The sequence below is a fragment of the Maribacter sp. Hel_I_7 genome, from assembly GCF_000688315.1.
GTDB lineage: Bacteria > Bacteroidota > Bacteroidia > Flavobacteriales > Flavobacteriaceae > Maribacter > Maribacter stanieri.
In genome coordinates, this window is record NZ_JHZW01000002.1 from 2,077,820 (window position 1) to 2,102,695 (window position 24,876).

28 protein-coding genes are annotated in these 24,876 nt (G+C 42.7%); 1 reads left to right on the plus strand and 27 read right to left on the minus strand.

Features of this window, described 5'->3' with window-relative positions; all coding sequences use genetic code 11:
- Window positions 1–48: 48 nt before the first annotated feature.
- The 24 genes from P178_RS0110545 to P178_RS0110660 all read right to left on the minus strand — a co-directional run bounded on the left by P178_RS0110545 (window position 49) and on the right by P178_RS0110660 (window position 19,362).
- Window positions 49–954 (minus strand): alpha/beta fold hydrolase, encoded by a 906-nt coding sequence (locus P178_RS0110545; RefSeq protein ID WP_231500526.1) that lies wholly within the window; start codon window positions 952–954, stop codon window positions 49–51.
- A 74-nt stretch (window positions 955–1,028) separates the two neighbouring features.
- On the minus strand, window positions 1,029–2,714 hold the full coding sequence (locus tag P178_RS0110550) for an alpha-amylase family glycosyl hydrolase (RefSeq protein ID WP_027066194.1): 1,686 nt from the start codon (window positions 2,712–2,714) through the stop codon (window positions 1,029–1,031).
- Between the two features lie 11 nt (window positions 2,715–2,725).
- On the minus strand, window positions 2,726–4,090 hold the full coding sequence (locus P178_RS0110555) for a dicarboxylate/amino acid:cation symporter (protein WP_027066195.1): 1,365 nt from the start codon (window positions 4,088–4,090) through the stop codon (window positions 2,726–2,728).
- A 13-nt stretch (window positions 4,091–4,103) separates the two neighbouring features.
- Entirely contained in the window at window positions 4,104–5,165 is a 1,062-nt protein-coding gene (locus P178_RS0110560) for a class I fructose-bisphosphate aldolase (protein WP_027066196.1), read from the minus strand.
- A gap of 10 nt (window positions 5,166–5,175) precedes the next feature.
- The gene (locus tag P178_RS0110565) at window positions 5,176–6,189 is read right to left on the minus strand and encodes a type II glyceraldehyde-3-phosphate dehydrogenase (protein ID WP_027066197.1); all 1,014 of its coding nucleotides are present in this window, start codon (window positions 6,187–6,189) and stop codon (window positions 5,176–5,178) included.
- A gap of 7 nt (window positions 6,190–6,196) precedes the next feature.
- The gene (gene nhaA, locus P178_RS0110570) at window positions 6,197–7,525 is read right to left on the minus strand and encodes a Na+/H+ antiporter NhaA (RefSeq protein WP_027066198.1); all 1,329 of its coding nucleotides are present in this window, start codon (window positions 7,523–7,525) and stop codon (window positions 6,197–6,199) included.
- Complete coding sequence (locus tag P178_RS21830) at window positions 7,518–8,900, minus strand: NAD(P)/FAD-dependent oxidoreductase (RefSeq protein WP_410477207.1); 1,383 nt, start codon at window positions 8,898–8,900, stop codon at window positions 7,518–7,520. The genes nhaA and P178_RS21830 overlap by 8 nt, the downstream gene beginning before the upstream one ends.
- Before the next feature lie 95 nt (window positions 8,901–8,995).
- Window positions 8,996–9,466, minus strand: a complete 471-nt coding sequence (locus P178_RS0110580; RefSeq protein WP_027066199.1) for a universal stress protein — start codon at window positions 9,464–9,466, stop codon at window positions 8,996–8,998.
- 46 nt (window positions 9,467–9,512) lie between these two features.
- Window positions 9,513–10,217: a lycopene cyclase domain-containing protein gene (locus P178_RS0110585; protein ID WP_027066200.1), complete on the minus strand. Its 705-nt coding sequence runs from the start codon at window positions 10,215–10,217 to the stop codon at window positions 9,513–9,515.
- A 4-nt stretch (window positions 10,218–10,221) separates the two neighbouring features.
- Window positions 10,222–11,376, minus strand: a complete 1,155-nt coding sequence (locus P178_RS0110590; RefSeq protein ID WP_027066201.1) for a hypothetical protein — start codon at window positions 11,374–11,376, stop codon at window positions 10,222–10,224.
- A 27-nt stretch (window positions 11,377–11,403) separates the two neighbouring features.
- Window positions 11,404–12,687, minus strand: coding sequence for a multicopper oxidase family protein (locus P178_RS0110595; RefSeq protein ID WP_027066202.1), 1,284 nt, complete (start codon window positions 12,685–12,687; stop codon window positions 11,404–11,406).
- Window positions 12,688–12,695: 8 nt separating this feature from the next.
- Window positions 12,696–12,971, minus strand: a complete 276-nt coding sequence (locus P178_RS0110600) for a DUF5676 family membrane protein (protein WP_027066203.1) — start codon at window positions 12,969–12,971, stop codon at window positions 12,696–12,698.
- Window positions 12,972–13,024: 53 nt separating this feature from the next.
- Window positions 13,025–13,471 (minus strand): hypothetical protein, encoded by a 447-nt coding sequence (locus P178_RS0110605; RefSeq protein ID WP_027066204.1) that lies wholly within the window; start codon window positions 13,469–13,471, stop codon window positions 13,025–13,027.
- Between the two features lie 126 nt (window positions 13,472–13,597).
- Window positions 13,598–13,813, minus strand: coding sequence for an SHOCT domain-containing protein (locus P178_RS0110610; protein ID WP_027066205.1), 216 nt, complete (start codon window positions 13,811–13,813; stop codon window positions 13,598–13,600).
- 38 nt (window positions 13,814–13,851) lie between these two features.
- The gene (locus tag P178_RS23650; protein WP_027066206.1) at window positions 13,852–14,070 is read right to left on the minus strand and encodes an SHOCT domain-containing protein; all 219 of its coding nucleotides are present in this window, start codon (window positions 14,068–14,070) and stop codon (window positions 13,852–13,854) included.
- 28 nt (window positions 14,071–14,098) lie between these two features.
- A complete protein-coding gene (locus P178_RS0110620; protein ID WP_027066207.1) occupies window positions 14,099–14,314 on the minus strand; it encodes a heavy-metal-associated domain-containing protein in 216 nt (71 codons plus the stop codon).
- Between the two features lie 20 nt (window positions 14,315–14,334).
- On the minus strand, window positions 14,335–14,601 hold the full coding sequence (locus P178_RS0110625; protein WP_027066208.1) for a hypothetical protein: 267 nt from the start codon (window positions 14,599–14,601) through the stop codon (window positions 14,335–14,337).
- Between the two features lie 32 nt (window positions 14,602–14,633).
- Entirely contained in the window at window positions 14,634–15,113 is a 480-nt protein-coding gene (locus P178_RS0110630) for a hypothetical protein (protein ID WP_027066209.1), read from the minus strand.
- A gap of 156 nt (window positions 15,114–15,269) precedes the next feature.
- Entirely contained in the window at window positions 15,270–16,085 is an 816-nt protein-coding gene (locus P178_RS0110635; RefSeq protein ID WP_027066210.1) for a prohibitin family protein, read from the minus strand.
- Between the two features lie 112 nt (window positions 16,086–16,197).
- A complete protein-coding gene (locus tag P178_RS0110640) occupies window positions 16,198–16,518 on the minus strand; it encodes a hypothetical protein (RefSeq protein WP_036146077.1) in 321 nt (106 codons plus the stop codon).
- Between the two features lie 25 nt (window positions 16,519–16,543).
- Window positions 16,544–17,701: a hypothetical protein gene (locus P178_RS0110645; protein WP_027066212.1), complete on the minus strand. Its 1,158-nt coding sequence runs from the start codon at window positions 17,699–17,701 to the stop codon at window positions 16,544–16,546.
- Window positions 17,701–18,105: a c-type cytochrome gene (locus P178_RS0110650; protein ID WP_027066213.1), complete on the minus strand. Its 405-nt coding sequence runs from the start codon at window positions 18,103–18,105 to the stop codon at window positions 17,701–17,703. Before P178_RS0110650 ends, P178_RS0110645 begins: the two co-directional genes overlap by 1 nt.
- Window positions 18,106–18,177: 72 nt before the next feature.
- A complete protein-coding gene (locus P178_RS0110655) occupies window positions 18,178–18,759 on the minus strand; it encodes a helix-turn-helix domain-containing protein (protein ID WP_027066214.1) in 582 nt (193 codons plus the stop codon).
- Window positions 18,760–18,939: 180 nt separating this feature from the next.
- Window positions 18,940–19,362 (minus strand): HYC_CC_PP family protein, encoded by a 423-nt coding sequence (locus P178_RS0110660; RefSeq protein WP_027066215.1) that lies wholly within the window; start codon window positions 19,360–19,362, stop codon window positions 18,940–18,942.
- Between the two features lie 267 nt (window positions 19,363–19,629).
- Between P178_RS0110660 and P178_RS0110665 the strand changes: the two genes are divergently transcribed.
- A complete protein-coding gene (locus tag P178_RS0110665) occupies window positions 19,630–20,067 on the plus strand; it encodes a ubiquinol-cytochrome c reductase iron-sulfur subunit (protein WP_027066216.1) in 438 nt (145 codons plus the stop codon).
- A gap of 13 nt (window positions 20,068–20,080) precedes the next feature.
- Here the strand turns inward: P178_RS0110665 and P178_RS21835 are convergent, their stop codons facing one another.
- The 3 genes from P178_RS21835 to P178_RS0110680 all read right to left on the minus strand — a co-directional run bounded on the left by P178_RS21835 (window position 20,081) and on the right by P178_RS0110680 (window position 24,690).
- The gene (locus P178_RS21835) at window positions 20,081–20,845 is read right to left on the minus strand and encodes a DUF6503 family protein (protein ID WP_051638240.1); all 765 of its coding nucleotides are present in this window, start codon (window positions 20,843–20,845) and stop codon (window positions 20,081–20,083) included.
- A gap of 56 nt (window positions 20,846–20,901) precedes the next feature.
- A complete protein-coding gene (locus P178_RS0110675; protein WP_027066217.1) occupies window positions 20,902–23,448 on the minus strand; it encodes a fused MFS/spermidine synthase in 2,547 nt (848 codons plus the stop codon).
- Window positions 23,449–23,550: 102 nt separating this feature from the next.
- Window positions 23,551–24,690, minus strand: coding sequence for a hypothetical protein (locus P178_RS0110680; protein ID WP_155941616.1), 1,140 nt, complete (start codon window positions 24,688–24,690; stop codon window positions 23,551–23,553).
- Window positions 24,691–24,876 lie beyond the last annotated feature (186 nt).

Sequence of the window (24,876 nt, forward strand, 5' to 3'; positions counted from 1 at the left end):
CTTCATTTTTATTTTCCAGTTCTTATTCTAATCCATTTTTACTGCCGATCAACCGAAAAAATCCGTGACTGCTTTCCAGACGATGTTCGGGTCTTTCAAAAAAAGTTGATGGTCGCCACCATTGACGGTCAGAAATTCGGCATTTGAAACGGTATTGGCCAATTTTACCGCATTAACCAGGGGAGCCGTGGTATCTTGATCGCCATGGATAAAAACAACTTTTTTGTTTCCGATGTTTCTGGCGATGGCATATAGGTCAGTATCCAGGATTATTTCGTTCAACGAATTGTAATAGCTCTGCCAAGTGTGTTTATTGGCATCTGCAAATACGTCATCCGACAGGTTTTCGGGCTTGAATATCCGGGTCATAAAAATGGGATGCAGCAAACAGAGGTATTTGGAATATTTGTTTGCCGTAAGCCTGTCAAAAAGAGAATGTTCTGACATTATATCATTAAATTCTTTCATATCCTTATATACCGGGGTACCTATCGCTATTGCCCCTTTAAACCAATCGGGATGTTTTTCAAGAAGTGCCAATGCGATGACAGTGCCCATGGAGTGTGCGACAAGCACGGTTCTGCCCCCATCGAAACCTTCTTTTGAAATAATCGCTTCCAAAGCGCCCACCTGCATCTCAAGGCTATAATCGCTATTGGGCTTTGGGGAGTCGCCAAAACCGAGCAGGTCGACCAACAGAAGTTTATGTGTGCCTGAACTGGTATCCAAATCCCTTTTCCAATAGTTTTTGGAGCCCGTTAGGCCATGGATAAAAACCAGATTCCTATCCCCAGAGCCCACTATTTCAAAATTCAAGGCCATGGTTTCGGGATTATACTTAGGTGCTACGGCAACAACAAGGTATTGATACCCAACTATAGAAATAAAAAGTACGGCTACTACCAGTAATAAGACCAACATCCTTTTTCCCGTTTTAATAATGAAATCTTTCATGGTTCTACTCGATTATAACTAGTATTTGATTCGTAAAAAATAATCTAGCTCTTACTACAATATCCTTGTTTTAACTAACTGTTCTTGAATATCAAAAACTCCATGGGTTTCAGTTTTAACTTGATATAAAGTCGGCTATCTTGTCTATCTGAATTTTTTTGCACTTTTATTTTAGTTTTACCTCCATAAATACATTTCATATAGGTGTTTTCATTGTTGATGCCATTATCAATTAAGACATACTCTTCTTTCGTATCTTTTGGGGACGAATTATATACCACCAAAATCTCTCCGTTGTGAAGTACCCTGGAAAAGGCCAAAAGACATTCTTCGCAATTGGGATAGTGAAAATCAACTGCGTTTTTTGAAGTTTCCCTAAAATACATCCTACCGAATTTCAGGATAGATTCTGTTTGCCTAAGTTTTGCCAAATCTGCAATTGTCCTGTATATCCACGAATTGCGGTTCAATACGTTGGTCTCGGTATCATTTGGATCGAACATACCTTCCCTGATATATCGGTCATCCATCCCATTTCCATCCAGACCTTGTTCCGTTCCATAATAGATACATGGGGCACCAAGGGCACAGAGCAGAAAGCCCATGCCCGCTACAATCTGTTCTGGAGTGGCATTATAGCCAAAGCGGTGCTTAAAATCAGTGCCCACTTGGTCGTGATCATCGATATAGGTCACCAAGAAATCCCCATATTCACCCCGGCTGAGGGCATTCCATTGCAATGAGGAATAGCGTTCCAATAGTCTTTCAGGAGAGGAAACACCCTTAATGACCCCAGCTAGAACACTGTGTAGCGGATGGTCCAAAACAGAATCCAGCCCATAATACACGTTCTGGTCTTCCGGCAACATTTTCGGCCCCAGATACGGATTGCCCGTCTCGTCATTGCCGATAATCTCACCGAACAAAAAGAAGTTTCTCTTGCCCAAGGAGTAGGCATATTCACGAATGGTGGAACAAAAACGGCTAATGTCCTGTCCCTTCATATGTTTGACGGCATCCAACCGAAAACCATCCACGTCGGTCTCGCGTATCCAGTAACAATGTATGGCAGCCAATAGTTCCCCTAACTTCTCGCTTTCAGGGGAACCATCGTTCCGGAATGTTTTTAGGGTCAAAAAATCGCCCTCTTGGGTTTCTGGATACTTATCGAAATTCCTTATTTGCCCTTTTCGGTTGTAAAGTTCGGGATCTCTTAGTTCTATCGGTAGCGGCCTATCTTTCTCGCGCCAATCTCCCAACGGGAAACGTTGTCCGTTTGCATAGTAATAAGGGTAATCGAACGGGTACGACCAATTGTCACCGGAATGGTGCAAAACGACATCCAAGAAAACCCGTATATCCAATTTATGTGCTTTGTCAACGAGCCTTTCCAGTTCTTTTTTTGTGCCCCAGCGTTTGTCCACATCCAAATAATTCTGAATGGCATAGCCATGGTAAGATTGGGGGTTGTTTTCAAAAACAGGACTAAGCCAAAGGGCCGTACAGCCCAAGTCTCTGATGTATTCTATATTGTCGATGATTCCCTTGATAGTGCCCCCAAAGGGTTTTTGCAATTCGTCTTCATTGCCAAAACCTGAATGCCGAATATCGAAGTCCAAGGAGCTCCGTTTGTTGCTGTCATGAAACCGGTCTACCATAAGAAAGTAGATGATTTCCTCTCGCCATTCCCTATGGCAGTTTACCCAATATTCCTTGTTCAGTTTTGGGGAAAGATCTATACCGTTGATTGACTTCATCATTTTTTTTGTTTTTAAACAGGGGAATACTCATTTTTCGTTTTCAAAATACTCTTCGGGCCTTTGGCGGGCTTATTTCCATAGAAGCGGTTGAACACCATACAGGCAGTAAGGTCGCCTGTGACATTAACTGCGGTACGGAACATCCCTAGTAACCGTTCCACCCCTATAATGATGATAATTCCTTCGGCAGGTATGCCTGCACTGGAAAGTACAGAAGCCAAAATCACTACTCCCCCTCCCGGTATTGCCGGAGTACCAATGGAAGCTGCTACGATAGTAATCACCACTACAATAACGTTCATAAGGCCCATTTCCAATCCGTAGGCCTGGGCAATAAACAGGGTCGTTATGGTTTGGTAAAGTGCCGTACCGTCCATATTAACGGTAGCTCCGATTGGAATGATAAAATTACTGATGGCTGGATCTACTTCCAGTTCTTCTTCCGCCGTTTCAAGGGATAAAGGCATTACTGCAGCAGAACTTGTGGTCGAGAAGGCCAGCAGTTGGACATCCCTAATCTTACGTAAAAACCCGAACGGATTGACCTTGCCCAAAAGGCTTACAACTATGAGGTAAATTACGACCAGCAACAGTAACCCTATCAATACGACGAGCACATAAAAGCCCAGCCCAGAAAGGGAATTTAGACCAACGCTGGAGGTCAGCTGCGCCATCAAGCCGAACACGGCTACCGGAACCAACAACATGGCCCATTTGACCACGGTCATGCAGATTTCCTGTATGGCACTCAACAATAACTTTACGGGCCGTAGCAAATCATCGGGAAGGGATAATACGGCGACCCCTATGATAATGGTAAAAATGACGATACTCAACATTTCACCGCTTACCATGGATGCCAGCGGATTGTCAGGCAACAAATTTGTTATGGCATTGGGAATATCGTTTATCCCAAACGATAATTCCGTGCTTTCGGCCGTATTGGCCAAAGCCTGTTCATGATCGACAATCGCTTGCTGGTGCAGATACTTTCCAGGGCTAAAGATCAATCCAAGGATTGTACCTATGGTTACCGAGATAATGGTTGTGGATATAAAATACAAGAGTACACCGCCCCCCAGTTTTTTTAAATTCTCCTTGTCGTTGCTGGCAATGCCGGTAATTATAGAGGCAACGATCAAAGGAATCATAATCATTTGTACCAACTTGAGAAAGAGCATGCCCGGCAGGGCCAACCAATTGCCCAGAACATCAGCTGTGCCTTTGGTTATCCAACCATTTTGCGGACTTAACAAAAGACCAAGGCCTACACCTAGGAACAGAGCGATGATAACCTTTAGCCATAACCTATCTTCCACCAATTTTTGCAGGTAATGGTTAAGCGATTTCAGTGATTTTATTTCCGTATCGAACATTCCTTAGTATCCGTTATGCTATTGTTATTTTCTTTTCCAGATAAACACCTTGTACCGCGTGCAAAAGTTCCACACCCTCTTTGAACGGTCGCTGAAAAGCCTTTCTTCCTAGAATCAGACCGGATCCTCCGGCCCGCTTGTTGACGATTGCCGTAATAATGGCTTCGGTCAGGTCGGATTCTCCCTTGGAGCCACCTCCCGAGTTGATCAACCCGATTTTTCCCATATAGCAATTCGCCACTTGTAACCTACATAGGTCAATGGGATGTTCCGTGGTCAAGGTTTCATACATGGCATCGTCGTATTTGCCGAACCCAATATTTTTGAATCCATAATTGGTAGTTGGCAACTTTTGTTTAATTATATCCGCTTGGATGGTAACCCCTAGATGGTTGGCCTGAGATGTCAAATCGGCCGATGAATGATAGTCTTCCTTATCGGTTTTAAAGGCTTCATTGCGGGTATAGCACCAAAGAATAGTGGCCATTCCAAGACTGTGTGCCTCCGCAAATGCCTCGGAAATCTCCCTCAACTGCCGATTGCTTTCCTCGGAACCGAAATAGATGGTCGCACCGACCGCCGTTGCACCCATGTTCCAAGCTTCCTTCACCGTACCGAAGAGAGTTTGGTCGTATTGAGCGGGATAGGTCAACAGCTGGTTATGGTTTATCTTGACAACGAAGGGAATTTTGTGCGCATATTTCCTAGCATAAAGGCCCAGGCCTCCAAAGGTGGAGGCCACCCCATTGCAGCCCGCTTCGACGGCCAATTTTATGATATTCTCCGGATCAAAGTAATCGGGGTTCTTATAGAAGGAAAAGGCGGCACTGTGTTCAATGCCCTGATCTACCGGAAGAATACTCAGATATCCCGTTTCTGCAAGGTTGCCGTGATCATAGAGTTTAGATAGGCTTCCGAGGACCCGTGTATTCCGATCACTGGGTACGAATACCTTGTCCACCACATTTTTTTCAGGCAGTTGCAATTCGTCCTTCGTGATTTTCTCGCTCACGTGGTCCAGATAGTAGGATGCTTTATCCCCTAAGAGTTCCACGATATGTTCATATGTTTTCATTGTCTTTTTTTTAATTGATTCCCAAACTTTTGTTGGTTTTGACGATAGATTTTTGACCATCACTTTCGATACCTGTCAATGCCCGTATGGCATCAATGGTCTCAGGAATTACGATAGCTTGGTTGTCCACCACATAGGCATAAAACAGTTCGTCGCCCACGACTTTCAGCATATCTTCCCACAGGGCCACTTCGTACATATCGCCCCATGGCCGTCCCATATCCAAATACATTTCCTTAATGGTGTTGTTGGACACCAGCCCTTGGTCATAGCGAATAAAGTGGATACGGGTCGAGGTTTTAAGGGCAGCTAGCACTTCTTCTTTAGTGGCCTTTTTCTTCAATTTCACGTTCCAGTAGTGCATATGGCTCAAAGTTTCGGGCACCTTTACCGCCGCTGTAATCACATCGAGATCGGGATCTACACTTTGGGCATCCGGACCTTGGTGGCTGGGGATATCCTTTTCGGGAACCATTGTGTTCATAATGCCTCCCAAATGGCTCTCCCACGGGTCGGTGGCCCTTCTTAACAAAGTGCCCCTGGCATAGTCCAACAGGTCGGCCCTTTTTAGTGCGGTCAACGTTCTTAAAATGGATGTGGTGTTGCAGGAAACCACTCTAGTCGAATCCAAATTCAAAGCCGAGTTATAGTTGTTCTCGGCACTAAAGGAATGACCGGTGGTTTCATGTTTTTCCCCACCTTGGACAATGAATTTGATACCTTTTTCCCTATAGATTTCAACATTTTTTGCCGCAATCTTTTTGGGCGTACAATCCACGACAAGATCCACCTGTTCCAAGAGTTCTTGCATCGAACCTGCGACGGATATTCCCTCCGATCGCATTTCCTCATCGGCTTCCTTGGTTGCGGCAAATACCGCAAAACCTTTTTCCAGGGCGGTCTGTATGCGCCAATCGCTAATGATGTCGCATACCCCGACAAGACTCATATCATCTTGTAAATTAATGGCATCGGCCACTCTTTTCCCGATGACCCCGTATCCTACTACTGCTACTTTTTTCATATTGTTTTTATTTAATTGTTATTAATTTTTTACTGTTTTTATGCAAGAGTATGGCACCTACTATTCCTGAAATTAGGGAAGCAAACAGGATGCTTACTTTTGCAGTGAAAATCAAAGATTCATCTGAGAAGGCCAGTTCATTAATAAACAGTGACATGGTAAAACCGATGCCCCCCAAAAAGGCCGTCCCATAAATCATATTCCAACTCACGTTTTCAGGGAGTTTGGCAAGTTTAAGGGCCACAAGAATTCTTGAAAAGGCCGTAATACCAATGAATTTTCCGAAAATCAGCCCCAAACCAATCCCTAGGCCAACAGGGCCGGTCAGTACCTTCAGCAAATCCCCATGAAGGTGTATCCCCGCATTTGCCAAGGCGAACAAAGGAAGAATGATGAAGCTGACCAGAGGGTGTAAAGCCCTTTCCAGTTTTTGTAGCGGAGTCTCGGCTTCTGAACTTGTGGTTTTAATATCCTCCAATATTTCCAACTGTTGGTTGGATATAAGGGTGCCTTTGATCGACTTTGATTCCTGAAATCTTTTATGGAGTGCGTCCAAACGTTTTAGAAAGGTTCCCTCTTTAATTTTTACCCGACCCGGAATTGCCACAGCAGTAAGAATTCCTGCAATTGTAGGGTGCACCCCGGAAAAAAAGAAGGCCAGCCACACGCCTCCTATTCCTATAATAGCATAAAACCAAGTGCTTCTTACCCCGACAAAATTTCCTATGATGAGAAGTCCGAAGAAGAGCAGCCCGTGGAGCAAATCCATTCCCGAAATACCGGAAGTATAAAATAGGGCGATGACCAGAACACCGCCCAAATCGTCCACGATTGCCAATGTGACCAAAAATACCCTTAGAGCGGTGGGCAATCTTTTCCCCACAAGTGCCAGGACCCCCAACGAAAAGGCAATATCGGTGGCCATTGGAATGCCCCATCCTTGGGAAGCCTCCCCGGAACCGTTGAACAAATAGTAAATGAAGGCGGGGATTACCATTCCCCCTATTGCCGCTCCTATGGGTAATACAGCATTCTTAGGGGATGAAAGTTTGCCTCCCAATATTTCCCTTTTAAGCTCTAACCCGACCTGCAAAAAGAACAGTGCCATCAACCCATCATTGATCCACAAAAGCAAAGGTTCCGATAACCGAAAATCCGCAATGTAAAAGCCGATATCAGTTTGCATAAGACCGGTATAAAATTCTTTCCAAGGGGAATTTGCCCAGACCATTGCAACAACTACGGTTACAAAGAGAACAACCCCACTATTGTTGAGGCCCTTGGTATAATGGCCAAAGAATTTTCGAATGCCTATGTTATTTCGGTTTTTAAGCATCGATTTTTGTTTTTTGCATATTTTCGGACTTTTCCAATGTCCCAAATTGTTCATCCGATGGGGAGTCTATATGGGAACTTTGTTTGAAATTCCTAATGATGACCCTATTGCTCTTTTCATAGGTAAAATAACTTATGACCCAATTAAAGCCTACCAACAGTTTGTTTCTGAACCCACTGATGGACATCAAATGCACCACGGACCATAATAACCAGGCAAAATATCCCCCAAACTTCAGCTTGCCCAGATCGGCTACCGCTTTTCGTTTACCAACGGTGGCCAGCGATCCCTTATCCTTATATTTAAACTGTTTTGATGGTTTGTCATCGATTAGATCGGTCAGCATTTCGGCAAGATATTTTCCTTGTTGAATGGCTGTCTGTGCTACTTGTGGATGTCCTTTCGGCGTAGCTTCAGAAATCAATGCGGCAATGTCTCCAATGGCGTAGATGTTCTTATGGCCGTCCACCTGTAAATACCCGTTTGTTTTTAAGCGATTCCCTTTTACTATGGATTCTTTGCTGATTCCCTTCGGAAATTGTCCCTTGACCCCTGCTGTCCAAACGAGGTTTCTTGCCAATAGCATTTTACCGCTCTTGGTCTGTACTACTTTGCCATCATAATCACTGACCGCTTCGTTCAATAGAACTTCAACATCAAGATTTTTAAGGTACTCCAATGTTTTTTCCGAGGCCTTGTCGGACATGGCTCCCAGTAGTTCGTCCATGGCTTCCACCAAATAGATCTTCATAATTGAAGAGGGATATTCGGGATAGTCCTTTGGAAGGATGTACCTGCAAAACTCTGCCAAGGCCCCTGCCATTTCAACCCCTGCGGGACCCCCGCCCACGATCACAAAATTGGTCAGGGCATCGCGCTCTTCATCATCACAGGTAATCGCTGCCTGTTCCAGGTTTTGCAGCATCATGTGGCGGATGTTCAGGGAATCACGAATGTCTTTCATCCCTAAACTATTTTTTTCCACATTTTCAAGTCCGAAAAAGTTGGTGGCCGTTCCCGTGGCCAATATGAGATAATCGTAGGTCAATATGCCCTTGTTGGTAACCACTGTATTCCGGGAGGGTTCTATTTCTTCGACCTCCGCCAAGCGAAATTGAACATTCTTGTAACCGCTGATCTGTTTTCTAAAAGGGAATACAATGCTGTCGGGTTCCAGTGCACTGGTGGCCACTTGATAAAAGAGGGGCTGGAATTGATGGAAATTATTCTTGTCCACCAATACGACCTGTATGTTTTTCTTTTTTAGCCCTTCTACCAAGGCAAGGCCCGCAAAGCCACCACCTACCACGACCGCCCGGGGCAATTTGGTGTCTGGCAAACAGATGGAATCTGTTACCTTACAGGTATTTCCCATAGAAGTGTTCAACGTGTTGCCTTTTTTCATGTTAACATTGTTGTATTCATTTTTATCCATGCTAATTTTCAATAGCAGCATTGGCACTCAACCCATCATTTTTCATTTTCTGAAGCGGGTTTACGAACTATCAATACCGAGCAATCGGCGTGAACTGAAATGGATTGGGAAACCGAGCCCAGCAGGAAACGTTTGAACGCACCATGGCCATGTGACCCGACCACGATTAGTTCCGCACCCATAGCCTCGGCCTCTTCCAGAATCGTGATTTTTGGAAGGCCGTTCACAACATCCGTCGTAACGGATACATCGGCGTTCTTCTTTTGCAATACCTGACTGGCATTCTGCACGATGTCTTCTGCCATTTTTTTTGCGTTTGACACGGCTTCTTCATAATAGTTGCCAAGAGTGCCTCCCATTGGAACGGCGCCCGGAGCGGTCAATAACGGATTCTCGAAAACTGAGATGATACGTACTTCGGTATTGGACGGGAACGGCATTCTCGAAAGTTCTTCCACCGCTGTATTGCTGTATTCCGATCCATCTATTGCTAATAGTATTTTCATGACATTTAATTTATAAGTGATACTTTATGTTAGTATTAAATAACCATTAATCAATGGTTATCGGTTTTATTACTTTTCTCCAATACAGATGTTCATATAGCCCTGACCAGTACATCCCAAAAGTGAAGGCGAATAAAAGTTCTTCAATGGGGATGCCCAGAACAAGAATATGCGTTAGATTTTCCAGATTCCAGTACAGCTCCACATATTGGGGGTAAAACGGAAGGATACTTCCGAAATAGACAAAGTAGAGCACTGTAAACAGCATACCACCGACCCAGATTTTACCCTTTAGATCGGGGCGGCAGTATAGGGTTGCCAGTCCTCCGAAAAACAAGGCGATGACCCCACAATAAATATGATTAAGACCTGTAAAAAGGCTTAGTGCCGCAAAAATCAGAACAGGAACAAAAAGAATGTAAACATGAAGCGAATGCCTCCGGTGGCTTCTTTCCGAATGCGGCATTTCAACAAACCTTCTTTTAAAAATAAGGTTGTACAGCACCGTTCCTATACCTCCAATGGCAAAGGAAAAAATAAGACTCTCTATGTCGAACCCCGTATTTTCCGCCAGATTGAATAGGGAAGGGGGGAACCAGTACTCGGGTACGAACAGGGGTTCCGTAAGGCCAAAGGGCATGGTGATCCAACTCATTTTGAGCATTTCTATCCTTATATCCTTTTTAAATAGATAGATTACCACCCAAAGGGCGAGGATGATTAGGGACCATATGAACCAGACGTATTGCATTTATTTATTTGATATAATTGTGTTCCAAATTCAATAGATCTTCCCTATCACCAAATTGTTTATTGAATATTTTACTGAAAGAATAGACAATTGCCAATTGCACCCTGTGCTCGTTTTGACCAAAGAGATTTTCCGTAAAACCTGAATTTTCGGTATATCGATATTGCAGCCCTATATCGAAGTTTTCCCCAAGTCGATAAAATCCGTTGGCGATGAACAACAATTGATCTGAATCTGTTTGTAGGTTTGATAGGGATTTGTAACCCGCACCCATAGAAAATTGATAATGTGGCCGCTCTAGCTTCTGTTTCAGGTAACGAAGGGTTCCAAAGAGGGTGGTCGATTCCGTTCGGGTATAATCAAAGTAGTCATCGAGCTGGGTTATTTCGTCCCATCCAAAATTTTGGATGGCTTGGAACCTAAAATCGATAAAGTTTATGGGATCCGGTTTAAGATTGGCCGTTGTGCTGAACAATACGTTCTTTACCGAAGCATCAAAATCGTTGGAATAACCCGGCCTGTCGGTAAAGTAGTTATTAAAACTCAATCCTATTTCCTGCAAAACGTTCCTGTTCCATCGCTGGTTTTCAGGAACCCTGTACATGAGTGTCAATCCCATGGAATTCAACCTGAAATCATCAGGTTCCCTACTGTCGTAGAAATTTTCGCCATGTACCGAAACAAAAAGCCGTTGCTTGAAAATACGTGAATATTCCAACACATTTGCATACTGGTCACGCTCGGTATTTACCCCATCTGAAAAGGGGTTCAAAGCATAGGTAAAACGTTGCGCATCATCATCCCTAAGTGTAGGAAATTCGTTCAAGTTGGTCTGCGCGAGCGTTCTTCCGACCTTCACGACATTCTTTTTATCCTCCAATCGAACAAAAATGTTGTTGTAGAATACTTCACCAAGATTGGAATTTGCATCAGGAAATTGCAGGCCAAGTACAAATTGTGTCCTCCAATCATTGTATAACTTTTGCTGTAGCCCCATTAATAATTGCGTATCCGAAAAATCGGAAACGGCACTGGACTCGTCCGAGTTTAAAATTAGATTTCCGGAAAACACCCCTTTTGCGCCTATTTCAAACTCGGGCGTAATCTGTGCATATCCCCAACCAGAAATGAATAGTACTATGTATATTAATTTTCTCATTTTGCTATAATTGATTCTATCCGGTTATTACTCGTCCAAGGCAATTTTTGGAAGCTTGTCCTGTCCAAACATCATTTTATTCATACGTGCCATTTTATCTTTTTCCATGGATTCCATTCCTTCCATATTGGTCATTCCGGCATTCGGATTGTACATGGGGTTTCCGGAGTATTTAGAAATAATGAGTTCCTCTTCCGGAAGATCTTCATAGACCAAGGCCAGCAAATTACCTCCAGGATACAAGCCGTTATTGGTAACTTTTCGGGTATCATGGTCATGAAAGGTCCAGATGCCCCTGTTTTTGCCCTCGACTATAATATCAAAGGTCTTGCCCGGAGTCAACGGCACCGTATTTCTTTTCCAAGGATGTTCAATGGGCACCCCATCATCTGCAACCATCCAAAAATCATGACCGTGCATATGAAGATGATGTGTTTCCGCGCCGGCATTAATAAGCCGTATCCTGATATTTTCACCGGACTTGATAAATAGGTAGGGTGTTGATGGGTACGACTTTCCGTTTACGGTAAACCATTGTGCCTGGGGCAGGTCCGAATTTGTTCTTCTATTGGTCAAATAAGGCGGCTTATACCCTTTTTCCATGCGCTCCATTAACTGTTCCTTGCTATCGAAAACCGCCCATTGCTCACTGGTAAACCTTCCTTCTTTCATCAAAAAGGTGCGTTGTTTCATTCGTTCCAACATACTGTTCATCTCTTCGCGGATATAGTTGGTATCATGTGAGGAATACACCAATGTATATTCCCTTTCATAAGGAAACCTCTTTTTTATCGAGTCATCAGGATTTTCAACAATCACACTACCGAACATGCCCGCCTGCATATGCATCAACGTTCCCCAATGGCAGTGATAAAAATGTGTGCCTTCGGGTTCTGCCACAAATTCATAGATAAATTCATTTTTGGGCATCACGGGTAGTTGGGTCACAAACGGCACCCCGTCCATACGCCATGGCACATATAGGCCGTGCCAATGAATGGTATGGTTCAAATCAGTTCTGTTAGTGAACCTTACCCGTACCTTGTCACCAGCGTTGACCCTAATCTCTGGACCGGGAATTATATCGTTGAAGGCCAGGGTATGGTATTCGAAGCCCGGTGCCGGTTCGTGGGTATGGATATCTATATAGAGTTCAAATTCCTTCCACCCCCCGTCCATTTTGTAAGGCAAAGGTTGTACAAGACGTTGCTTGTTCTGTTCCTTGGCAGTTGTTGCCAATAGGTTGCCCGGAAAAAAAAGCATACCAGCCGAAGAAACCGCTCCGGTTCCCAAAAAATCTCTTCTATCCATAATTTTGTTTATCTTCTTTTAAGTTGTGCATTGTAAAAAGCCGCAATAAGGGCACCTATAAGCCATGCGACAATAAATGTTTGAATGATGCCTATGGTGGCTTCCCAAAGGGGAACATCCATTCTAATGATACTCGTAGTATCCAAGCCGTGCAAAAGGCTGTTAAAAAATGCTATGCTTCCTTCCTGGCCTGCGGTTGCCATAACAATCATACAGCCTGCATAGAGCAAAGCTCCTGTTAAGCCCATGGCAAATCCAAATTTTTTTACGTTGATACGATTCATGATTATTGTTTTGTGTTAATAGTTTTTACAACTAGTTCCATCCTAAGTGGCAACTAGTGATTTTGCTCTAGACTCTTTCTGTACTCCATCTTCTCGTGCATCGTCATTTCCAAATTCTCGTGCTCCAAGGTATGGTCACAAAAGGTGTCGCTCAAAAGACTGTCGTTGGCGATGACCGGCATAAAATGGTGGGTGGTTAGCAACATAAGCTCAGGGTATCTGGTAATCATATCGCTAAGTTTACCAGCGAGAATGGTATCGTTTGCCGCTGCGTTTACGAGTTCGTCCACCATCATGCCCGTGGCATGGTCATTATCCATCATCTTTGCAATAAATTTTTGGCCCAATTCATGGTTCTCGGCTATGAATGCCAAGACTTCCTCTTGTTGGGACTGATCCTTGAGTTGGTCCTTTATGGTACTCTCTTGTTTTTGCGAACAGGCCGATAGTATAAAAATGGCCAGAATCAGACCCGCTGCCATTTTGATTTTTGTTTTCATTTCATTTTGTTTTAAGTGTTAAAATTTTATTCGATAATCGAGATTTAAATACTCCGAGGCTTGCCTCGAAATCAAATGTTTTTTCCGTTAAATGCCTCGTGGGCTTGCCCCGAGGTAGTTTACTCCTTATTCAGATTTTAAAAGTTTCTTGGATTCCTCGTATTCCTCTTTCGTGATCTCGCCTTTGGCAAATCGCTTTTTAAGAATACGTAGTGGGTCTTCTTTCCTGTTTTTGGTATAGGGAAGGTCGTAGGGCACAAAAAAGACCCATATCAATAGGATGAACCATACGATCCACCATATAAAGTGCATACCGCCGTAATGTCCGTCGAAAAAGTGCATAGTTTTGAATTTTAGTTGTTAATACTTGTTTTTGTGGACTATCCGTCCGATTTTAAAAGCTCCTTTGATTCTTCATATTCACTCTTGGTAATCTCTCCTTTGGCAAACCGCCTTTTGAGTGACGTGAGTGGGTCATCGTCTTCAATTTCATCATAGGATGAACTGGACGGGGCAAAGAAAATCCAGCCCAGCAATACAAACCATATGGCCCACCATATAAGGTGCATGCCCCAAAAAACTCCGTCTCTGTAAAACATACTATTAGATTTAAAGGTTATTATTATTTTAATTGATTTCCGTTATGGTATAGCCTTCAAGTTTATTGAGTTGCTCTTGTAACTCATCTACTGAAAGTTCGTCCTTCATGCTGATAATAGTGGCACCTTTCGGCTGCAAGAAAATCTGTGCTTTCTCTACTGCCGGATGTTCTTCCAAAGCTCTTTTGACCCTTGTCACACATCCGCCACAGCTTATCCCTTCGATTTGAAATTTGCGTTTCATTGTCCAAGTTTTACTGTTTTTTAATGATGTCGATGCCCTTCATGTCCTTTTTTGTCCCCATCTAGCACTTCTTCTTTACCTTCTCCTTGCTTCTTATCGCTATGGCCGGCATGGTTATGGCCACTGCGACCATGTGAGCCATGCGGCATAAATAGATGTAATACGAACATCACGATTATAAAGGCAAAAAGCCCATTATACCCCGTAATCCCCAATGCCGGGGCAAAAAATATCAGTAGTAGGGGCAACCCACAACCGATAACCATCCATATCCAATGACTTTTCATTATTGCTGTATTTACGTTATAATTTTATGTTTTTAGTGGTGTTCGGAATGGTCATCTTCAGATGATTTCATTTTGATGTCATCATCCATCATTCCCATCATGTCCATGCCTTTTTCTCCCATCATCTGTTTACAGGACTCCATACAATCCTCGCTAATCATGCCTTTTTCATGCATCATTTTCATCATATTTCCCATCATCTTACCATCTTTCATCATGGATTGCATCATGTTCTTCATCATCGTACTGTCTTTCATCATCATTTGCATACCATCGCCTTTCATCATGCCGCCCATCATTTTATGGTTGCCCTGCATCATTTGCATTGCATGATCGCTCTCTTGCATGTTTTCCATAAGGCCGGTCATGTATGCGTGATTGTTCGCAATGGCATCAAAAATTTCACTACGTGTCTCGGAGTTGTCGAGCATTGCGTTAACATCAGTTTTCTGGTTGCAACCGTTTAAGGCAAACAACCCGATCGTCAAAAAAATTAGTGTTGCTGTTTTCATTGTATTTAATTTAAGATTTACTCGATTCGTTTTAATTTTATCCTTTACTTACTTCCGAAGTTTCAGAGGCACATTTTGTGCCCTGATTTTCGCTTCGATCCAAAAATTTTAAATGGGTTCACTTCAACTTTTTGTCCCATTGTGCTGAACAAAAAATCAATTATTACCCAATATCAGCGGTAGTCCGGAATCGCCACCACCGACTACGACTACTTTTGAGTTAGGCGACTTCGCTAGTTCCAATGTTGCATCGATACCCTTGTCCTGTAATATCTTATCGGTCAGGGAAGCGCTTAAAATTTTATTCGCATCCGCCTTTCCTTGTGCTTCAATGGTTACTTTTTCCGCTTCCTTTTTGGCGGTAACCAAACGAAACTCATATTCCAACGACTCTTGTTCTTGTTTAAGCTTACGCTCTATAGCTTCTTTTATGGTGCCTGGCAAAGTAACATCTCGCACTAGTATCTCATTGAGCTGAATGTACTGTCCGTCAACGATTTTTTTGGTCTCTTCATAAATCTCTGCCTGTATTGCATCTCTTTTACTGGAATACAATTGCTCTGGGGTATAGCGCCCCACAACGCTTCTTGCTGCAGATCTTATTGTGGGCAGTAGTACACGGTTAACGTACTCCGTACCTTTTTCTTGATGAAGCTTTCCTAAAAATTCCCTCTTTGGCTCAAACCAAGCAGAGGCGTCCAGTTTTATCTCCAATCCGTTGGAAGAGAGCACCTGCATTTTTTCGAAAACTTCTTGCTGTCTAACCTCATATACAAAAACCTTGTTCCAAGGTGCCACGATATGAAAACCCTCGCCCAAAGGCGGCTGATCCGTAACCACTCCGCCCCCAAAGGTCTTGTAGAGTACCCCGGCTTCCCCGGATCCAATCGTTACTGCAGATTTTGCGATCAAAATAACCAGTACAATAAAAATAATTATTGCTGGCAACGCAATTTTTGGCAATTTGTCCATTATATCTATTTTAAATTAGTCCTAAATTTGTCTTGTTACATTTTTGGATTCGGGCATTATTTTGCCGCTATCGCTGTTTTATCGAAGCAACTATTGGAGTGTTTTGGCCATCTTAATTGGCCGATTTTAAAAACTCCTCTATCTTCTTGCTTTCATGCTCCGTAAGATTGGCCCTGACCCTCATATGAAGGCTGATGGTCTCCCAATCCGTATCGTTATAATCCGCAGGGGATGGTGCGATATGGCATCGATTACAGGTTTCTCCCCACATTTGGGCTCCCGATTTTTCGATTTTAAATTTTTCCTCCGCTGCCGCGGTGGCGGTATCTGGAACATCGGTATATACCTTTTTTGTGGAAGAACAGGCCACAGCCGTAATGCCCACAATTGTCATGATAATGACGCCTATTACTGTTTTATATATTGTTTTCATGTTTTCTATGTATTATATATTGTTTTTAGAATCCTATGGCCCAATGCAAAAACAGGCCATCCGTGTTGGTTAAACCATCTCCGTCATGACCACCTTCCGTTTCAGTGGCCTGATAACTAAGTTTGACAACCGAACGCCAGCTCAGCCAATAATTGAGACCGAAAGCGTACTGGACCGATTTCTCTTCCCATTCCGCACCTTCCGGAGCATTAAAGTCCGAGTATCTGCCCACAAACTCCAGTTTTTTGACAAAATCGCTGCTTGCCATAGTAGGCCGGTAACTCAGCTGCCCATAAAAGGAGTTGCTTTGGTTGTCAAAAGAGTATTCCTCCAGTATATCATCCTCCAGCTCAAAATAAGTGGCCGTATCCACGTTTGAATTGTTGTATTGTGCCTTTACGTCAATTACTCCACCAAGCCCCGATATCTGCTTTACGAAAGAAAAATCCAAGGCGAACAAAAACGCCCCGACATCCTCGTATTCCGAGTCCTGTTCCCCCGTGTCACTTGTAGAATAGGCAGAAAAACCAATCTCCGTTGAAGAATCGGAAAAGGGTAATAATCCCAAGCGACCACCATAGGCCTTGCCCAGGTTGGTATCTTCATAATTTTCAAACATCAGCATACCAGCTTCCTCCGGTTCATCGTTTCCATCTTTTAGCCTTGGGCCGTTAGTGGCATAGACCGAATAATTCAATGTTGGGCCGCCCAAGTCGAAGGCTCCCCTAAGCTCCACTCCAATTCCTGAAGCGGGTGCAATGCCATCATGTCCGTAGCCTAAAGGAACATTGGGCAGGCGGTTAATCCAAGCTGGGTGCAATCGCTCCATAAAAGTTCCAAAAGGCAATAGAAATTTCCCTGCCCTGGCAATCATGTTCTTATTGAGCACGTACATCACATCGGCATACTCTAACCCAGTCTCCAATTCATTTCCTTCAAGTTTAAATTCCAGTTCTGCCTCGAACATTAACCTGTCCGAATGTTTGTATAAGAATATCGGGGCAAAGGCAGCTCCCAAAAATGTGGATTCTGTTTCATCCCCAGAGTCCATATATTCAAATCCAGTATGCCCATAGCCCCTTAGCATAAACTGGGTCTTGCTCGGTTCAAAAGTGTTGTATGTTTGGCCGTACATCTGACCGCCAAAAATAACTGCGACTAGTAATACTATTAGCTTTTTCATTACTTAAGGGTTCTTATGTAGTTAATGATCTCCCAGCGTTTTTTCTCAGGGATGGCAGTTTTATAAGAGGCCATCGGTGAGCGGCCTTCTTCCAATTTCCAGAAAAGGGCCCCATCGGTCTGGGCTTGGACTTCGGCACTGGTAAAATCGGTTGGTTTAGGCTTCAAGCCCGCGCCTCCCACACCATCGCCTTTGCCCTTGGCACCGTGGCACACGACACACAGCATCTTATAGGTTCTTTTACCTGAGTCCGCTGCATTGGCATCTCCATTGAGTGGGTTGACTATCTCGTCGGCACTAGCCGGGGCCACCCATTTCTCCTGTGCATGGGAATTGATTCCTATGAACAGGAAACTTATGACCATCATTGAAGTCACGGTCGGTACGACTTTTTTGTTTTTCATTTTATTGGTATTTCGTGGTTAACAAATATCTTTTTAATAGGACGCCTTTATCTGCATAATTTTCTTTCATATTTATATAATTTCGTCATAGAAATTGCGCTCCCAACCTTCTGCATTCTTATAATCGGTCATGCTTATACCCGTGATATTCTTAAACTGTCTCGACAAATGGTTTACGCTACTGTAGTCAAGCATATAGGCTATATCCGAGAAGGTATATTGTTGCAGTTGTATCAGCTCCTTGACCCTCTCGATCTTTAGTTTTATAAAATACTTTTCAATGGTGGTATGTTCGTTTTTGGAAAACAGTTTGCTCAAAATCTTATAATCACGATGTAAGGTCATTGCCAAATGTTCCGAGGTCTTTTCCTTTATATGCATTGGCAAATCTTTAACAAGATCTATGAGCGTTATTTTTACCTCCTCTACCAACATTTCATCTTCGCTTTTGGCGATTTCAAACCCATTGGAATGGAGAACACCTAGGACCTTCGCATCTATTTCTTTGTCAATGTTTTTAATCGAACGAACAGTCAGTTTTCCCAATTCAAGGGAAAGTATCTCAATATTGATTTCTTCAAGCTCATGTTTTATGACCTTCAGACAGCGTCTACAGACCATGTTCATGATCCAATAAATTCTAGTGGATTCCATGTATGAAAATGTTAGTGTTCTTAACTAAGCAATAAAGCTGTCAGAGAATTGATTCTCCGATAAAATACAGGTCGAAAAAGGTTGTCGCTGGAAAATAGGCGCGACAATAGATAACCAACAATGGACTGCTGGTCAATGGGAAGCACAGATTATCGCAACAATAATCTGCTTACATAAAAATCAAATCAAGAAAGTTTCGTAAAGTACAGGTATATCCTGTTCAATCCAGGGAGGATCATAGTTTATAAAGGGAACTGTTTTAAGCTCAAGTCCTTCAAAAAGATTAATATAGGTATAGAAAAATGCTTTTAAGAAAACTACGTTGTTGGAATCTAGTTCAAAGGAAACCGATTTTAGATTGTCCTCCCCTTGCTTTACAAAGGTTTGGTCGCTACAACAATCCATTTGCCCTACGGAACATTCTTTGGTAGGTTTTTCATCTTGTTTCTTAACTTTTTCATAGCATAGCTTTGCTTTACTGAAAACAGCAAGATCCACCAATTTATCACAACAGAAGTGCATATCTGCTGCAAAAGACGTAGTGGAAAAAAGCACTGCGAAAGTTAAAGTGAAGGCTAATATTTTATGAAAAAAGCGTTTCATTATATTAAGGTAGTCAAAAATGTTTAAGATTTACAAATAGCCGGTTTATTTTTTAAATTCACAAATCACTAAATATTTGTAAGTTATGATGTTGTTGGCCTAATTTACTGTCCAAAGGTAAATGAAGTGTTTAAACAAAAACATGACCATTGTCATGTTGGTAGGAAATATGTTGTAAAAATTGAAAATCGCCTAATAATTAATAGCGCCTATGGACTAATACTATTTTTCATGGGAAAGCGTTGATTCTTTATAAACCTTTTTGATATGGAAAGAAAAGAGTTTTTACGGAGTTTGGGTGCCGGAGCGGCATTCGCCATAGTTTTTCCCTGCGTTCAGGGCTGCTCAAAAGATGGCAACGTAGCACCTGAAGATATGAGACCTATTCCTACAGGAATCGATTTTACCATTGACCTTAACTCAGAAGAGGGGGGCGGGCTACAAAACAACGGGGACTTTATCCTGAAAAATTATGTAGTGGTAGTTAAAAATTTAGAGGGTGATTTCGTTGCGGCCAGTCAAATCTGTAGCCATCAACAGACCGAGGAAGTTAGGTTTGTGGAGAACGACGGCGGTATTTACTACTGTTCTACCCATGGCGCACGGTTTGACCAAACCGGAAAGCCCTTGAACAGTATTACCAGTAACCCCTTGAAAATATTCCAGACAGAACTTACCGGAAACATACTTCGGATCTTTGAATGAAATCGAGACTGAGTTAAGGTTTGGGTATAGAATCGATTTTTACATTTTTCAGTTCGATGAGCGAGAGTTCTTCCAATTTGCCCTTTTCAAAGGCATCCTCGATTTTTTCGAAATTAACACTATCTTTTATTTTAGGGTGCAGGTTCCGATAATCCTGTATGAGCACTCCATTAATAGTACGCTGATTAAAGGCCACACGAAACCGCATTCCCCCTTTGCCAGTAAAGTATTTGTAAGCAAGATAATCCATACTGTAATTCTCAACATCGAACCAATATAGAAATACATCTTCAAAATCATCACCACCGCCTTCTTGTTGAAAAGTGACACGGATTTTATGGTATTCCTTACCTTTTATTACGCTCTTTCCTTTATCCTCTAGGATCACGGCAGCATCCCCTAGCCACAACGGAAGAAATGCAAAGTACATCACCGAATTTACCGAATTGGTATATGTATTTTTTCTTTTTTCGGTCAGGTTTACAATGGTATCGGCAATATAGCGGGTAAAACCTTTATTAGTGTACACATCGCGGACCAGACTGCTATCTCTATTCTTACCGATTCTTGTATACGTAAATTGTCCATTTTGCCGTTTGAACTCATAGGTGTGCTCACGAAAAGTAAAGGAAGCCTCCGCATTTTTCATTTTTTCCATACCCGAAACCTCTATGGCTTTGTCTATGACGCTTTCTTGCGCTACTAAGGGATTCAATTGCAACATGAGCAGGATTATCGGGATAGAAAAAGGAAATGGTTTATGATTTAATAGTTTCATATGTTCTTTGATTATTCTAAAGTTTTTTAAAATATTTGATGCTTTTAGACACTTTATTATTTTGTTTCGTCAATGGATTCGGTTTCCTTTTTCAAGAAGTCGGGCACCAGAAGCTGTATCCGTTTAAGTACTATTTTTGCTTCTTTGTCTTTCCGCGCATTTATAAGCTCAATATAACGATGATAGAGTGAACCTACTTTTACAAACCGAATTTCTTCCTTTGGTAGGTTGGAAAGATAGGGGTCTTTCTCGGCAGGAAGATTGCTCCTCAATAGGGACAACAAATTATCCAACTCTTTGCCCGTAATATAGGTTGCACGACCCGAATTGGCCTGCTGTGATAGGATAGGCGCCTTAAATTCAACAGACCTTCTGTCATCGGTATTCAGCTCAACGCCCGAAAACCGATTTCGAATAGCCTCCAAATTACCAAGATAAAAAAGGCCGGCCATGTGGTTGTTTTCCGGGTTAGCTTGCTCACCGATTACATGAACAATATTTTGGCGTAAGGTATTCTCATCAAGCCGTACACCTGCTTCCTGGCCAACGAGCACGATACTGGCGTGGGTTGTCGAAAAATCTGCTCGCCAGAGCGTCACTTGTTGATAAACGGCCGCAAATGTAGCCGCAATAGTATTGAAGTTATCCGAAGTAAGCTGGTATAGTGGTAACCATTGCGCAAAGATCCCGCCAGGCGACAACCGCTTTTTGGCCTGTTCAAAATGCTCAAGGGTGTAAAGGCTTCCCGTGCCTGCATGCCATGGGGTGAAAAGGTCTCCGACAATAACGTCAAATTGTTCATTGGAGCCCAGAAGAAAGTTTCTTGCATCGTCAGCTATTATGTATGACCGATCATCTTTGAAAAGTCCATTGGCCCAAGGGGAAAAATAATGTTTTGCTGCAGGAATCACGTTGGACACCAGTTCTACCGCTACTACCTTTTCCACATCATGGTTTAACGCGGCACCTGCCGTAATACCGGTTCCCATACCCAAAAACAATATCTTTTTTGGTGCCGGATGGATCATAAGCGGAACATGGGCCTGCATTTGCTCGACCAAAAACGATTTCGAATCACCAAGTACATAAAAATTATCCAGGCGCATTTCTATATTCTCCGGCAATTGTACTATTGAGACTACCCCGTCGCTTGATTGCCAATAATCCAATACTTTTTCACCGGTTTCCAATTTTACAACGGGGGGATTTTTCAAAATAATTATTCCTAAAATTACTACAGCAGGCCATAAAAGGAAAGTAATTTTCTTTTTTCTGTAAGAAGGAAAGGCTATTAAAATAGCCAGGATTCCGTACAAAAGAGCAATGATTTTTATGCTGTTCCAGAGACCTGCTATATCAAGCAGAACAAAACCTGCTATTACTGGCCCCACGAAGCCACCTAAAGAATTGTAGAGTACCAATTTGCCGACAATGGATCCTGACGGCATATCGGCTTTAGGGGCCGCTTTCAACAGAAAAGGAAACACAGCCCCTAAAATAATAGTTGGAGGCATTATGACCATAAGACTCAGCTTAAAGACGGACCATATATACGTAAACCAAGATGCGTTAATCGCAAGATACTCAAGTCCGTTTGTCGCACTATCGAAAACCGTTGGAGATAACCCAATCAAAACAGCCGCCGTGGACAACAATAGGACCAGCAAGGTTTTTGAAGGTGCCCCTAGCCTTACAAGTATATGTGATAAAATGCCACCGAGCCCCAAGGCCAAAAGGAATACCACCAATATCGCAGCGAACGAATAGACTGAATTTTGTAAAACTTGGGCGAACATTTTAGTCCATAACGTTTCTGCCGATAATGCCAATGCTCCGGAAAAAAATGCGACTAAGATAAATTGGTTTTTGTTTAGCTGAAATGCAAAATCAGTCGATTTTTTGCTATTTACAGAATATTTAGATGCTTCATTAATAATGGGATAAGGAGGTTTATGCCAGCAATCTAGAACAAGGGCCAAAACGCCTACGAAGATTGCCAAGACCACCGCAAAACCGTAGGTTACGCGAACCCCATATTCGGATAATAAGTAAAATGCGGCAATAAAAGCACCAAGGGCTGCCCCTAAGGTATTTACGGCATATAAAATAGTTCCACGCCTTGAAAGATCATTTCGATTTTTTCCTATGTGCTGTGCTAAAACTGGAAAGGTCCCTCCCATAAGAAATGACGGAAAAAATAGTAGTGAAATACCAAAGAGGAACTTCATGCCCAAAAGAACACTCTTAGTATCACCTAAAAAAGATACGATGTCGGAATAGTACCTTTCATAAAAATCGATACCGGGGACCAACAAGAGGGCAGTTAACGCAATGCCAAGCTCCATAAGGCCATACATGCCAAGTGGCCGTTTAAAACGTGCGGAGGCCTTGCCAAAAAATCGTCCCCCAAGGGCCAATCCAAGAAAAAAAGCGGATAATGTTGCCGCTGTGGCATATGAGGCGTTACCAAATACCAGTCCTAACCGGTACATCCATACCACCTGAAATATCAAGCCGGCGGTGCCGGACACAAAAAACAAGGCATATAGAAAAACAAAGTTTCCCGAACGTTCAGATTTTGTAAACGTAAACTTGTTTTTCATAAAAAATGGTCATGGACAACGTTGCATCTTACAAACATAAAAAGAAAAGAAGCTTTTTAGCAGCCTCTTTTCTTTTTATGTCGCTTTTTTGAAGTATTCGATTCAATCTAAACAGCCAACATAATTAGGGTTATTCGATTCTGACTGTGGGACCGGAAATCTTAGGTTGGAACTATATTCGCCTCCCTTGAAATAGGGACCCCATGGAAATACGTTGGAGGGCATCATGCCATAAAGATCTACAAGTCTTCTAAGATCTCCCAGACGATGACCAGTGCTGAACAACCAAAAGGCACGCTCTGAAAAATGGGCAAACAATAGGTCGTCACCACTAATTCCTGAGAGGTCTAAATTTGACAAACCTATTGTAGCCCTGAGTTCATTATGTATATCTTCGACGGTTTGAGCATCGTCCGCATTGGCCGCTGCCTCGGCTTCTATCAACCTTGCTTCTATGCCTGATGCCAGTGCTACGGGTACGCTAGATGAATTGTATTTCAATTGGTTGTAATATAAGGTAATATCATCTTGACCAAATTCCGTACCCCCATCCCAAGGTGTTCTGGGGTCCATAGCGGAGCGGTACATTAAACCATTGCCCCCTTTGCCATCGGCTATAGAAAATTGGCGACGAACAGTACTCATGATGTAAATTCCGTTCTCTTGTCTGAAACTGTTATCGGATTGCTCAATATTATAAACAAAATCTGACGGAATAGCCGCTACTTCAGCCGCGGCCGCATCAATCTGACCTAGTCCCAAAAGGGAACGTGCCTTGCCAATTCTCGCCAAATTGGCCAATTTATCGTTGCTACTAGCGTTAATAAGTGCTTGGTCGAACCAACTTACCGCTTCATTGAACATTTGTTCAGTAGTCAAAGGTTCACCATAAATTAAATCGCCACCGTCCGTCGGTGATTTACTAAAGGGAACACCACCACAAAAGGTTTCTGCGAACATAACATAAGCGTAACCAACTACACTTTGCATCTCACTTTCAATTTCGGGGTTGCCACCGAAATCAACAAGAAGATCTATAGTGGTTTCTGCTCCGGTCCGTGATCTATGAAGGTTACCATAAATTGTATTCATATCAGTATTGATATCCTGAAGGATACGGGTATCGGCCTCGCGTCTAGTAGGGAAGGTTCCCGAATATGTATATTCATCCGCTACAAGGCCACTCATCACAATTAATCCCGTAGTAGCCCCATGGCCTGCCGCAGAACCGCTTAATGCCACAGCAAGATCTCCTAAGGATCCCGCACGCAGGGTTTGTAAACCAGCCTCCGTGTTAAGCGATTCTGGTGTGACGATATCAGGATCCGTAACTTCTACAACGGAATCGCAAGATATGCTCAATGATGAAAGTGTTATCAGAACAATTGCATTAAATAGTAATTTGGAAAAGTTGTTTTTTGTTTTTAA

What these genes read in the sequence shown, in the direction of transcription:
- P178_RS0110545 (WP_231500526.1), bottom strand. Translation starts at nt 954, where the DNA reads ATGAAAGATTTCATTATTAAAACGGGAAAAAGGATGTTGGTCTTATTA.
- P178_RS0110550 (WP_027066194.1), bottom strand. Translation starts at nt 2,714, where the DNA reads ATGATGAAGTCAATCAACGGTATAGATCTTTCCCCAAAACTGAACAAG.
- P178_RS0110555 (WP_027066195.1), bottom strand. Translation starts at nt 4,090, where the DNA reads ATGTTCGATACGGAAATAAAATCACTGAAATCGCTTAACCATTACCTG.
- P178_RS0110560 (WP_027066196.1), bottom strand. Translation starts at nt 5,165, where the DNA reads ATGAAAACATATGAACATATCGTGGAACTCTTAGGGGATAAAGCATCC.
- P178_RS0110565 (WP_027066197.1), bottom strand. Translation starts at nt 6,189, where the DNA reads ATGAAAAAAGTAGCAGTAGTAGGATACGGGGTCATCGGGAAAAGAGTG.
- nhaA (WP_027066198.1), bottom strand. Translation starts at nt 7,525, where the DNA reads ATGCTTAAAAACCGAAATAACATAGGCATTCGAAAATTCTTTGGCCAT.
- P178_RS21830 (WP_410477207.1), bottom strand. Translation starts at nt 8,900, where the DNA reads ATGGGAAATACCTGTAAGGTAACAGATTCCATCTGTTTGCCAGACACC.
- P178_RS0110580 (WP_027066199.1), bottom strand. Translation starts at nt 9,466, where the DNA reads ATGAAAATACTATTAGCAATAGATGGATCGGAATACAGCAATACAGCG.
- P178_RS0110585 (WP_027066200.1), bottom strand. Translation starts at nt 10,217, where the DNA reads ATGCAATACGTCTGGTTCATATGGTCCCTAATCATCCTCGCCCTTTGG.
- P178_RS0110590 (WP_027066201.1), bottom strand. Translation starts at nt 11,376, where the DNA reads ATGAGAAAATTAATATACATAGTACTATTCATTTCTGGTTGGGGATAT.
- P178_RS0110595 (WP_027066202.1), bottom strand. Translation starts at nt 12,687, where the DNA reads ATGGATAGAAGAGATTTTTTGGGAACCGGAGCGGTTTCTTCGGCTGGT.
- P178_RS0110600 (WP_027066203.1), bottom strand. Translation starts at nt 12,971, where the DNA reads ATGAATCGTATCAACGTAAAAAAATTTGGATTTGCCATGGGCTTAACA.
- P178_RS0110605 (WP_027066204.1), bottom strand. Translation starts at nt 13,471, where the DNA reads ATGAAAACAAAAATCAAAATGGCAGCGGGTCTGATTCTGGCCATTTTT.
- P178_RS0110610 (WP_027066205.1), bottom strand. Translation starts at nt 13,813, where the DNA reads ATGCACTTTTTCGACGGACATTACGGCGGTATGCACTTTATATGGTGG.
- P178_RS23650 (WP_027066206.1), bottom strand. Translation starts at nt 14,070, where the DNA reads ATGTTTTACAGAGACGGAGTTTTTTGGGGCATGCACCTTATATGGTGG.
- P178_RS0110620 (WP_027066207.1), bottom strand. Translation starts at nt 14,314, where the DNA reads ATGAAACGCAAATTTCAAATCGAAGGGATAAGCTGTGGCGGATGTGTG.
- P178_RS0110625 (WP_027066208.1), bottom strand. Translation starts at nt 14,601, where the DNA reads ATGAAAAGTCATTGGATATGGATGGTTATCGGTTGTGGGTTGCCCCTA.
- P178_RS0110630 (WP_027066209.1), bottom strand. Translation starts at nt 15,113, where the DNA reads ATGAAAACAGCAACACTAATTTTTTTGACGATCGGGTTGTTTGCCTTA.
- P178_RS0110635 (WP_027066210.1), bottom strand. Translation starts at nt 16,085, where the DNA reads ATGGACAAATTGCCAAAAATTGCGTTGCCAGCAATAATTATTTTTATT.
- P178_RS0110640 (WP_036146077.1), bottom strand. Translation starts at nt 16,518, where the DNA reads ATGAAAACAATATATAAAACAGTAATAGGCGTCATTATCATGACAATT.
- P178_RS0110645 (WP_027066212.1), bottom strand. Translation starts at nt 17,701, where the DNA reads ATGAAAAAGCTAATAGTATTACTAGTCGCAGTTATTTTTGGCGGTCAG.
- P178_RS0110650 (WP_027066213.1), bottom strand. Translation starts at nt 18,105, where the DNA reads ATGAAAAACAAAAAAGTCGTACCGACCGTGACTTCAATGATGGTCATA.
- P178_RS0110655 (WP_027066214.1), bottom strand. Translation starts at nt 18,759, where the DNA reads ATGGAATCCACTAGAATTTATTGGATCATGAACATGGTCTGTAGACGC.
- P178_RS0110660 (WP_027066215.1), bottom strand. Translation starts at nt 19,362, where the DNA reads ATGAAACGCTTTTTTCATAAAATATTAGCCTTCACTTTAACTTTCGCA.
- P178_RS0110665 (WP_027066216.1), top strand. Translation starts at nt 19,630, where the DNA reads ATGGAAAGAAAAGAGTTTTTACGGAGTTTGGGTGCCGGAGCGGCATTC.
- P178_RS21835 (WP_051638240.1), bottom strand. Translation starts at nt 20,845, where the DNA reads ATGAAACTATTAAATCATAAACCATTTCCTTTTTCTATCCCGATAATC.
- P178_RS0110675 (WP_027066217.1), bottom strand. Translation starts at nt 23,448, where the DNA reads ATGAAAAACAAGTTTACGTTTACAAAATCTGAACGTTCGGGAAACTTT.